At 44.2% G+C, this 10,657-nt stretch carries 8 protein-coding genes; 6 read left to right on the forward strand and 2 right to left on the reverse strand.

Features of this window, described 5'->3' with window-relative positions; translation table 11 throughout:
• Window positions 1-6 precede the first annotated feature (6 nt).
• On the reverse strand, window positions 7-2,040 hold the full coding sequence (locus AB4135_RS12220) for a multiheme c-type cytochrome (RefSeq protein WP_371993195.1): 2,034 nt from the start codon (window positions 2,038-2,040) through the stop codon (window positions 7-9).
• Window positions 2,041-2,643: 603 nt separating this feature from the next.
• Between AB4135_RS12220 and AB4135_RS12225 the strand changes: the two genes are divergently transcribed.
• The 4 genes from AB4135_RS12225 to AB4135_RS12240 all read left to right on the forward strand — a co-directional run bounded on the left by AB4135_RS12225 (window position 2,644) and on the right by AB4135_RS12240 (window position 7,634).
• The gene (locus AB4135_RS12225) at window positions 2,644-4,644 is read left to right on the forward strand and encodes a heme lyase CcmF/NrfE family subunit (RefSeq protein ID WP_371993197.1); all 2,001 of its coding nucleotides are present in this window, start codon (window positions 2,644-2,646) and stop codon (window positions 4,642-4,644) included.
• On the forward strand, window positions 4,631-5,107 hold the full coding sequence (locus AB4135_RS12230) for a cytochrome c-type biogenesis protein CcmH (protein ID WP_371993199.1): 477 nt from the start codon (window positions 4,631-4,633) through the stop codon (window positions 5,105-5,107). The genes AB4135_RS12225 and AB4135_RS12230 overlap by 14 nt, the downstream gene beginning before the upstream one ends.
• Window positions 5,100-5,723 carry a TlpA family protein disulfide reductase gene (locus tag AB4135_RS12235; RefSeq protein ID WP_371993201.1) on the forward strand — a complete coding sequence of 208 codons (624 nt, stop codon included), beginning with the start codon at window positions 5,100-5,102 and terminating at the stop codon, window positions 5,721-5,723. The genes AB4135_RS12230 and AB4135_RS12235 overlap by 8 nt, the downstream gene beginning before the upstream one ends.
• Before the next feature lie 390 nt (window positions 5,724-6,113).
• Window positions 6,114-7,634, forward strand: a complete 1,521-nt coding sequence (locus AB4135_RS12240; RefSeq protein WP_371993214.1) for a winged helix-turn-helix domain-containing protein — start codon at window positions 6,114-6,116, stop codon at window positions 7,632-7,634.
• A gap of 61 nt (window positions 7,635-7,695) precedes the next feature.
• Here AB4135_RS12240 and nhaC read toward each other — a convergent pair whose 3' ends face one another.
• Window positions 7,696-9,198: a Na+/H+ antiporter NhaC gene (gene nhaC, locus AB4135_RS12245; RefSeq protein WP_371993202.1), complete on the reverse strand. Its 1,503-nt coding sequence runs from the start codon at window positions 9,196-9,198 to the stop codon at window positions 7,696-7,698.
• 387 nt (window positions 9,199-9,585) lie between these two features.
• On the opposite strand from nhaC, the gene AB4135_RS12250 reads away from it, so the two are divergent.
• Window positions 9,586-9,819, forward strand: a complete 234-nt coding sequence (locus AB4135_RS12250; protein ID WP_371993204.1) for a hypothetical protein — start codon at window positions 9,586-9,588, stop codon at window positions 9,817-9,819.
• A 79-nt stretch (window positions 9,820-9,898) separates the two neighbouring features.
• The gene (locus AB4135_RS12255; protein ID WP_371993205.1) at window positions 9,899-10,477 is read left to right on the forward strand and encodes a nucleoside triphosphate pyrophosphohydrolase family protein; all 579 of its coding nucleotides are present in this window, start codon (window positions 9,899-9,901) and stop codon (window positions 10,475-10,477) included.
• Window positions 10,478-10,657 lie beyond the last annotated feature (180 nt).

The raw sequence follows: 10,657 nt of genomic DNA on the forward strand, positions 1-10,657 counted from the left end.
TATCGCTTATTTAGCTTTGTAACCTGAACCATCAAGGATGTTCTGCGCTTGAGTAACATAAGTTAGCGCGGCATCTAGACGTTTCTGGCTGTAGCGGAAACCATGTACCCCCCAAGAACCATCTTTCTTGATTAGGTCAACTGCCTGTTGCGCCTTCTCAGTAAGAAGTAGCACTTGAGTCTTGTCTTCCGTAGGAAGCTTGGTCACTTCAAGTAGTTGGTCAATACGTACTAACGCTTGCTCAACTTGGCCATATACTTCCTTAATAGGCGTCTGCCATTTCATTACTTCGCCGTAGATTTCCATTTGGTCTTTATAGTGCAGGCCTGTTTCAAGTTCTGATTGGAACTGGCTATGACAACCTTTGTTTTCTACTACGTCATGATCTGAAATCGCGGTACGTGCACAAGACCACATTAAGTCAAGGTAAGTACGACCGTCTTCGTTCTTAGCAACAGTCCAACCTTTGCCAGCATCAGGGCCTTGAGTACGAGGCTCGCCTTCTGGTGGATTCAGTGTCTTACGAACTGGGTCGACGTCAATCTTCCACATGTGAGACTTACGAACCGCATCAAAACCAGCTTGGTCAGGGAACTGCATCGCCTTGAAGTTTTCACAGCTACCCATGTTAGGCATGTGACAGCTTTGACAAGTTTGTTCGCTGTGCGTCTTAGTGTTTTCAGCAATCAAAGTCTGAGCTTCGTGACAATCTTTACAGTCTTTTTTCAGTTTCGGCTTAGTGATACCAGACATCCAATCACCGTCAGTCACCTCATGCGGATCATGACAAGTTGTACAGCGCATGCCTTTTTCGTAATGCTTAGAGCCGAACATCTGTGAACCTTCGGTACCACAAGATGGACATAGAGACTTCATCTTCACGCCGAACGCTAACTCAGGCTTGCCTTTTTCAGCAGCACTTTCAGTCATTGTTGGGTCGTATTGGAAGCGTTGATGACAACGTTCACAGTTAGACTGCATGCCACCAGTACCGCCATCTAAGTGACCACCAGCGCCATGACACTCTTCACAAGCAATACCTTTAGAGATGGTATGTTCTTGCAGCTTCTTAGGGTCACCTAAGGCGTCAAAGAACTCTTGCTTGTCTTGGAAGTCGAACTTGAAGGTATGACAAATTTCACAGTAAGACGAAGCAGGTTGGAACAACATCTCTTTACGGTACTTAGCACCATAAGAGCTCATGCCTTTTTGATGAGAACCTGAGTCACCGAAGTCAGCCACAGTAAGTGGGAACTCTGGAATAACGTCATTAATTTTCTTCGCCATATCGTCGGTAAGCCATTCCGCCCAACCTCGGGAGAACTGGTTTGCACCGGCAACCATTTTACCGCTGCCATCACGCAACAAGCCGCCTTCAATGTGGTAAGTACCGCGCACTAGCCAAGCATCAATGAAACCGTATTTAGTACGGGGAGTACCTACAGTGGCGTAGATCATGTCAGGGGTAATACCGTCTGGCAAAATAGAAGTATCTTTGGTGCCATACATGGTTTTTTCGATATCGTTATCCACTTCTGGATGCTCACCCGGGAAGCGAATTGTTTTTGCATGACGTGAACGTTTCCACTTCTCATATTGAGCGGCATGACATTCAGCACATTTTTCTGGACCAACAAAATTGTTAGGGTAATCAAGAATTGATTTTGCCCCTAAACGGTATTGAATTGAGCGAGGTTTTCCATCTATTTTGCTATATTTCGGGCTATGGCCGGTATCAAAATACTCTTCACCACGGTCACTAATGTGGTAATCACCCACTAAGTTACCTGACTCTTGATATTTAAATACTGGATGGTTTTCGAATAGAAAATCGAAAAGTTCTGCCTCTTGGACAACGTAGTCTTGCAGTGTTTTAACACCGTTAACTTTCTCTGTGCCCTGGTAATCAGCAATCATCTCTTTAGCTGTCTTGCCCATTTCTGGTACGCTGTTGTATTTACCGCCAGCAGCGTTCACATTAGCAATGGCACCAAAACAAAACAGCACGCTTAATGCTACCTTGTGTTTCCATCGTCTCATCATTCACTCCTACTTATCATCAGTTTTATTCTTTGAATTTTGTTGGTACTTTTAACGCATCACATTTAACTTCTACTTTACTTAACCTATAAATAGCTTCACCGATTTGCTATTCATCCAGCTAAGTACCCCGTAATAAATCAAACATGTTTTACAAAACCTAACCGTTCACCGAACGACTTAAACAACTGAGCAACCGCTATTCTCCTGATTCAAAATAGAAAAAACATGCGCTAGAGCACATAAAAAAACGCATTAGTTGTGATGAGTTGTAAAAACCTTTTAGTTCTTTAGTAACAACAAGATAGAGTTTTTAAGTGATAAGTTTTCATGAGTTAAAGCTGTTATTTTTAGATCTAAAAAAAGCTGATAGCTGCAATTTACATATTAAAAATTGTAGCCGTCAGTTTGACGGTTATAGAATTTGAGGTGCCTCTCATTAATCCATATCGCCGTACCTTAGGATAAGAACAAGTCAATAAAATTCTTAATTTAAATATAGATAAAATATTTATACACATGCACAACAAATGAACAAAAGTAATTAAAATAGAGTAGAACATATTTATTTTACGGCTTTAAAATTAATAAATAGGCACAGACATGATTCCAGAGATAGGCTTAATATTATTAATAATATCTTCTTCGTTATCACTTATATTATCCATAGTAACTGTTATGGGTATTAAGTTAGATAGTGAATACCTATTAAGTTACACCAAGCCATTAGCAACATTGATGTGCTTTACGTTAATAACTGCAATAGCAGTACTGGCCTATTGTTTTCTGGTTAATGATTTTTCTGTCGCCTATGTCGCCAATAGCTCAAACACTCAATTAGCTACCTTATATAAGGTAGCTGCTGTTTGGGGTTCCCATGAAGGCTCAATGCTGTTCTGGGTAGTATCGATAGCGGTTTGGACAGCCTTTATCATTAACCGCGCCCCTAAGACCGAACAACATTTCCACCATAAGCTTGTTGCCGTTGCTGCTTTACTGATATTTGGATTTTGCCTATTCCTGCTTTTTACCTCTAGTCCTTTTACGCGGTTACTGCCAGATATCCCCATTGAAGGCAGAGATCTCAACCCAATATTGCAAGACATTGGACTCATAATTCATCCGCCGCTGCTGTTTCTTGGTTATGTCGGGTTAACTATCTGCTTTGCTGGCGCTATTGCCGCTTTACTGTCTGGCGGCCTTAGTCAGCAATATGCGCGCTACTTGCAACCTTGGGCGATTCTGGCTTGGGTATTTTTGACTGGTGGTAATGCTTTTGGTTCTTGGTGGGCATACAACGAACTAGGTTGGGGTGGATGGTGGTTCTGGGATCCCGTCGAGAACGCCTCTTTTATTCCTTGGTTAGTGGCAACAGCCATGGTGCACTCTATCTTACTGACAGCCAAACGTGGAATACTAGGTTCCTGCAGTATTTTTCTCGCCATACTGGCATTCTCGCTGAGCTTACTCGGCAGCTTCTTAGTCCGTTCTGGTGTAGTGCAGTCGGTACATGCTTTTGCCTCAGATCCAACCCGCGGGTTGTCGATATTGATCTTGTTGATTGTATTCTCAGGCACTGCATTGGCGTTGTTTGCCCAGCGAGTAAAAATAAAATCAACACCGCTTGGCTTCTCACTATTATCCAAAGAAAGTTTGATTCTATTTGGTAATATGTTGTTGGTAGTTGCTGCAATTTCAGTGCTGCTAGGCACCTGCTATCCACTTATTTTTGAAGTCATTACCGGTCAAACTATTTCAGTAGGAGCGCCCTACTTCAACAGTATCTTTATTCCTATAGCTGCGCTTATATTTCTGCTCATGGGCTTTGCACCACTGCAAAAATGGCAATCCAGCAACAAACTAAAACTGGCGCTAATATTAGCAGCGATATGTTTGGCTATGGCGCTCATTGCGACGCTAATGATGCAAGCTAGCTTTAATATTTGGCTATTAATAGGTCTGTTTTCTGCGCTGTGGATCATTAGTGCTACAGGGCTTGCGCTCGTGCAACGGCTCGCGTTTAGAAAATATGAAGTAAACCGTGGCAACTGCAGCTCTTCATCAATCCGCTTTTACGCCATGTGTATTGCGCATTTGGGCGTAGCAGTGTCAGTTCTTGGTGCCACTGTGGTATCAAACTTTGAAACTGAAGAGTTACTGCGGATGGGGCCAGGGCAAGGGAAAACACTAAGTGGCTACAGCTTTATCTATGAAGAGACTCAGGCAGTAGAGCATCGCAGCTACAGTGCGATACAAGCACAGATCAGAGTGCTAGATAGCCAAGACAATTTCATCAGCTACCTTTACCCTCAAAGGCAAACCTTCAAAACCAATGGCATGCAGATGTCAGCTGCCGGTATTCGCAGCGGTTTATTTGGCGATCTCTACGTTTCTATGGGGCAGAAACTGACTGACAATAACCATCTCAATGACAACGAATACCTCATCCGAATCAGCTATAAACCGCTAGTAAACTGGATATGGCTAGGTGCGCTGCTAATGATGTTTGGCGGATTGACTACCGTTTTCCTTACTAAGCCTAGTTTGGTCAATTCCGCCGTAAAGTCCCGCCAGCATCAGGAGCTTTGCAATGAAACTGCCTAGCTACTCACTCAATAATATGGTTACAGTAAAACTCTTCACAACTGCGGTGTTAGCGTTGCTGCAGCTATTTATCTGTATCAGTGTATTCGCTCAAGAACATAGTGCACCAACCCACTACAGCGAACAACAAAAGCAGATCATCGGCTTTGAAATAGCTCGAGAACTGCGCTGCCCGATGGCGGTAAATCAAAATCTGTTCGACTCGCAAAGCCAGATCGCCAGTGAACTGAAAGGGCAGATATTTTTAATGTTAGAGGAGGGGCAATCTAAAGCGGCCATTATCGACTTTATGGTTGCCCGCTATGGCGACAAAATCCGCTATATGCCGCCGCTAAATAGCAACACCGCTGTACTTTGGTTATTGCCACTGGGGCTGGTCATTATGGTGCTTATAGGCGGATTCATTTTTATTAAACCAACACTTATTGTTTCGAAAAATACTCAGGATACTTCACATGACTAAGTCACTTATGCATAAAGGCTTTAATGCCAAACAGCGACTACTCTGCTCTGTGGCTTTTATCAGCCTTAGTTTAGGTCTGGCTTTTTCTACCCAGGCATCGGTACCGACCAATAAAGTTTACGATACTGGCGAACCGATTGAAAAACCGATGATCATGTCGCGATTTGTCGAGATGAGTGCCGCAAGACAGGTACCCGATGTTAGCTTTAGCGATACCAAAGGAGACACTGTAAATCTAAAACAATTTGACGGCAAAGTGGTACTCGTCAGTCTGTGGGCGACTTGGTGCTCACCCTGCATTAAAGAGATCCCACAGATGGAAGCGATTCGTCAAGCCAACATCAATAATGACCTTGTTGTACTGCCGATATCGATTGATGAAGAGAGCGATAAAGTGGCAGCATTCTTAGAGCGACACGACCTTAGTTACTATCAAACTTGGCTAGACCCTGAAATGAACATAGGCCAAGTAATGCCGGCAGATATTGTCCCTGCCACTTATGTATTTGACGGCTCGGGCAACCTGATTGGCTTTTTACGTGGCTATCTAGACTGGAGTGATAAAGATATCCAGCCCTACCTTGAAAAGCTCATCGACAAATACGCTAAACGTTAATCCTTTCCTCGCTATGCTCTCGCTCAACATATCTGTAGAGCAGCCCTGTTGGTGCAAACTAACAGGGCTTTTTTTGTTGCACGCCTATGGAAAACCCGAAGAATAGGTGGTGAAGCACTAAGTAAATCTTGGTGAAGCTTGGTGAAAGCGGTTGTCAGTTGGTGAAACATGGGTAAAGTAGATATTTAGCATAGGCTCATGCGGCTAAGGCTGATACTAAGATTCACTGCATTTAAGTTGTGAATATGCCGCAGATATCATTTACCAAGATAAGTCCAATCATTGGGCACGCTATAGGATGGCACTATCAATTATCGCTACCAATTTGCTGACTTTAAATTAGATACCCAGCTTGGAACGCTTGTTCGCAATGACACCGAAGAACTTAAACTGCCTTGGTTAAGCTATCAGCTACTTTGCACGCTTTTAGAGGCTGCTCCTGCAATATTGAGCCAACAACAACTGGTCGAAAAGGTCTGGCCCGATACCGTAGTAGGCAATGAAACATTAAAGCAGCGGGTAAAGCTACTAAGGCGAGCATTAGCAGATAACGCCTCACAGCCTAAATATATCGAAGCGATCAGAGGTCGTGGTTACCGTATGATTGGCGAGATAAACAAAACGCCGATTGCCGACTCTTCTTTAAGCGTAAAATTAAGCTTAGCCAATGATAGCTATGTCAGCCCTAAAGCTGGTCAAGGCTATCCTTTATTTTGGAAGGCCACCTCACTGGGGCTTGCTACTGTTGTAGTACTGTTTGCCTGCATCGCCCTGCTTATCTCCTCTAGCCATAATATTCCCAAATCAGTCAGCGAGACCATGGCCGAACAACAAGCCCAAGGCTTTGATAATGAGCTATATCGTAAAGCACTAGATTACTATCATCGCTATCGCCAAGCAGATAACTTAAATGCTATCAAACTGTTCAAATCCGCCATAGAGATCAACCCCAACATGGCTAAAGCTTATGCCGGGCTATCTGACGCCTACAGCCAAGGGGTATTTCAGTTTAACGGTGACGATCATTGGCAACAGCTTGCCGTCGATGCCGCCTATAAAGCAATAGCACTCGACCCCAACTTAGCCCAAGCTTATAAAGCGCTAGGATTGGCTTACTACAATAAGGGCTGGTTAACCAAAGCCGCCAATGCCAACCTAAAAGCGCTGCAAAAGCAAAGCGATTTTAGCGAAGCGATGTCGAACTTAGGTTTTATTTATCGTGAAATGGGGCAGTTACAACGAGCATTGTATTGGAACAATAAAGCACTCGATAGAGATAACACTAACAGTGTCAGCATGGTGCACAAGGCACAAACCTTACTGGCACTCACCCAATATTCACAAGCTCTAGAATGGCTCGACAAAGCGCTACTATTGCAGCCTGACTCAGTGCTTGGCAACACCACGCTTGGGCTTTGGCAGCTACAACAGGGGCAATTAACCGCGGCGCAAAGTCACTTTAGCCAGCTGCTGTTATCGCATCCGCAGCAGTTCCAATATCACTACGGTCTAGCGCAAAGCTATTTATATCAGCAGCAATTTGAATTGGCAGCCAAAACGATTGCCCCACATATTAACAGCAGCAACAACCATACTCGCCAGCATGCCGAATTGCTGCTTTATCTAAGCCAGCAAGATCTCGACGCAGCACCACTAATTGAGCAATATAAACTGCGGCTCACTAACGGTTCAGACAGGGCCGAAGACAGCTTGTCATTGGCGCTGATTTACGCCCATCAACAGCAAACTAATGATAGCTTGCGCTATCTGATCCAGGCGATTAATCAAGGCTTACTCAACAGCGAGTTATTACTACTTCACCCAAGCTTTGGCTACCTACAGAGTCAAGATAACTTCCAAGTGTTGATCACCGAGATGAACAACCAAAGACAGTGGCAAATAGACAACTAAATCGTCATCAAAAAAGGCCGAGTATTTTAAAATACTCGGCCTTATCTGACAGTCAAAATAGTTACGCGATGGCCTCTTCCAATTCAGGTGCTAAACGCTCAATCTTAAAATCATAATGAGCATAAGCCGCGCTAATAAACGGACACACTAAGTTAAAAAAAGCATAGGGCAGATAGGCAATCGTCGCAACGCCAAGTGTACTCGCCATATAAGCGCCACAAGTATTCCACGGGATCAATGGGCTAGTAATAGTGGCTGAATCTTCCAATGCTCGACTCAGGTTCACTGGCGCCAGACCGCGCTTGGCGTATTCCACTTTTAACATGCGTCCCGGCAATACGATGGCAATAAACTGGTCGGCGGTGATCAAGTTAGCGCCAATACAGCTGGCTAAGGTAGTAATAATTAGGCTACCACTTGATTTAACCCCAACCAAAATCCCCTGCAGTATCCGCTTAAGCAGGCCTGTCACTTCCATGATGCCACCGAAGGTCATGGCACATAAGATCAACCAAACCGTATTAATCATACTGCTCATACCGCCGCGGCTTAACAGGCTATCCAGTACTTCATCACCAGTGTTAGCGCTATAACCGTTAAACATGGCGATCCAAATGCCTTTCACCAATGCAACCACAGGCAAAAGTGTGTCATCTTGTGCCAGTGCAACCACCCCATCAAACTGAAAGATTGCCGCGCAGATAGCACCTGCAATCGTGCCAATGATAACCGTTGGAAACGCTGGCATTCTCTTATATGCGAGGAACAATACCACCAACAATGGTAATAACAGGTGTAAGCCCGGTGCAAACTGATTTTCTATTAAGGATAAGGTGGTTTCAAAGTTGCTGCTGTTGGTCGTCGCTTCACTGTTTAAACCAATAAACAAAAAGATAATCAGCGCAATAATAATACTCGGTACGGTAGTCCACACCATATGGCGAATATGAGAGAAAATATCAGTGCCAGCCACCGCCGGAGCAAGATTAGTGGTGTCTGACATTGGCGACATCTTGTCACCAAAATAAGCGCCACTGATAATCGCGCCGGCTGTAATTTCAACGCTGAGCCCCATGGCTGATGCCACGCCCACTAATGCGATACCTAGAGTACCTGCCACAGTCCAAGAGCTGCCAATACTGATAGCAACCACTGCGCATAACAGACAACAAGCGGCGTAAAAATACTCAGGATTGAGGATCAACATACCGTAGTAGATCATCGTTGGTACTGTGCCTGCGAGAATCCAAGTACCAATTAACGAACCAACGGTAAACAGAATAAGTAAAGCACCGGTCGCGACGCCAATACTGCGTACAATGCCCTTCTCCATTTCATTCCAGCTGTAGCCATTTTTCCACCCAATAACCAGTGCGATACAGGCCGCCATGATCAATGCAATTTGGTTAGCACCATAAGAGCTATCAGAAGAAAATAGATACACCGCAGCGGTCAGCATGATCACCAGCGCGATGATAGGCACTAGTGCATCGAATAACGAAGGTAACCTATGTTGCGGCTTTTCTTCAGTGGGTGACGGACTCGCGTCATTATTTGTGGTCATACAACATCCTTTTATTATTGTTATATTTTTCCTAGCCAGCATCTAATCTAAGTACTTCAAATCGGCGAAGAACAATGGGCTAGCAGCCGCCAATCCTTACATAAATGCAACAACCGCGTCTAGCAGACTAGAGACTGGCTGTATTACGCCTATACAGATGCCACGCAGCATTAAGACTAGCTATTCACGCTAACTGCCCATAGCCAACTTTTTATGCAGCAGAGAAGAATTATCAGGCTAATCAATGAATTTAAAAACTTTTAACACTAAAGCCGTTCTGCAGGCGAGAATTGCAATATTTTTGTTAACTTGTACCGCTTTAGCTTCAGTTATATTGAGATTTGCACTAAGGTAAAAGCCCGTTTTGCTATGCTGGAGTTTGCGTATATGAAGATGTTTACAATTAGTCGTATTGTGACTTCACAGGGAACCTTTAGAGTGGCTGGTGAATGTTCAACAGCAGGCTCCAACAACACTGATGTAAATTCAGTACTCATCACCTCACTAGAGATCATGAGTACCGATGGCTGGCAGAGATTAGATATTAGCGCAGACTCTGTTGTGGCTATCATTACTAAGATAATGCAACAAATCAACCAGCACCTAGACAGCAAGCATTAACCAAAGCCCACTTTCATTTTTAGGCTCATTTCTTTACTATGGCGTCAAATTTTGAATATTCGCGCCAAGGGCAATACCAATGAAACTATCCGCTTTAGATCAACCACTCTACGACCACCTTTACCGTGATATTAGAGAGTTTCGAGCAACTTTTGATTTGCCGATTGAAGATGAAACCACACTGGATGATAAAGCCGATACGCTGCACACCTCACTCGCTATCGAAGAGTTAACCGAGCTTGCAGAAGCCGACAGCCGCGTTGAACAAGCGGATGCGATTGTCGATTCTGTTTATGTATTAATGGGACGTTTAGTGCATTTAGGCGCAACGCAACTGACCGACCGTGTTGAGATAAGCTACGTGATTGACCTGCTGTTACATGTGGCTAAAAACCGTGAAATCGATTTTGTCACTTGCTGGGATGAAGTGCACTCAAGCAACATGAGCAAAGTATGCCGCAACGAGCAAGAGCTGGCAGAGACAGTTGCTTTTTACGCTGAGCAAGGCGTAGAAATTGTTGGCAGCACTAAAGGTGACTTTATCATTGCCAAATGCGCTAAAGATGTTGATATGGCAGGTAAAGTAGTGCGCCAAGGTAAGGTGCTTAAATCGGTTTACTATCGTCCAGCAGATTTGGATAAGCTCGTTAAAGCTTAAGCTTAATTTGGGTTGTTTAGTTTGTGTTAGGTGATAATGCTGCGCCTACACTGCTAATGCATCAGACTGCGTCTGACTATAGTCGTGGCGCTTCGCCCACACCCGAGCAAGGAGGACTGCTCGTCCTTATCCTCCTTGCATCCACCATGACGCCCCGACGAAGTTGTTGCTCCTCATGCT

Source organism: Shewanella sp. 10N.286.54.B9 (assembly GCF_041468565.1).
Taxonomy (GTDB): domain Bacteria; phylum Pseudomonadota; class Gammaproteobacteria; order Enterobacterales; family Shewanellaceae; genus Shewanella.

Excerpts from the sequence above, each read along its gene's own strand:
- AB4135_RS12255 (WP_371993205.1), top strand. The coding sequence starts at position 9,899 with ATGAAACTATCCGCTTTAGATCAACCACTCTACGACCACCTTTACCGT.
- AB4135_RS12225 (WP_371993197.1), top strand. The coding sequence starts at position 2,644 with ATGATTCCAGAGATAGGCTTAATATTATTAATAATATCTTCTTCGTTA.
- AB4135_RS12230 (WP_371993199.1), top strand. The coding sequence starts at position 4,631 with ATGAAACTGCCTAGCTACTCACTCAATAATATGGTTACAGTAAAACTC.
- AB4135_RS12250 (WP_371993204.1), top strand. The coding sequence starts at position 9,586 with ATGAAGATGTTTACAATTAGTCGTATTGTGACTTCACAGGGAACCTTT.
- nhaC (WP_371993202.1), bottom strand. The coding sequence starts at position 9,198 with ATGACCACAAATAATGACGCGAGTCCGTCACCCACTGAAGAAAAGCCG.
- AB4135_RS12235 (WP_371993201.1), top strand. The coding sequence starts at position 5,100 with ATGACTAAGTCACTTATGCATAAAGGCTTTAATGCCAAACAGCGACTA.
- AB4135_RS12220 (WP_371993195.1), bottom strand. The coding sequence starts at position 2,040 with ATGAGACGATGGAAACACAAGGTAGCATTAAGCGTGCTGTTTTGTTTT.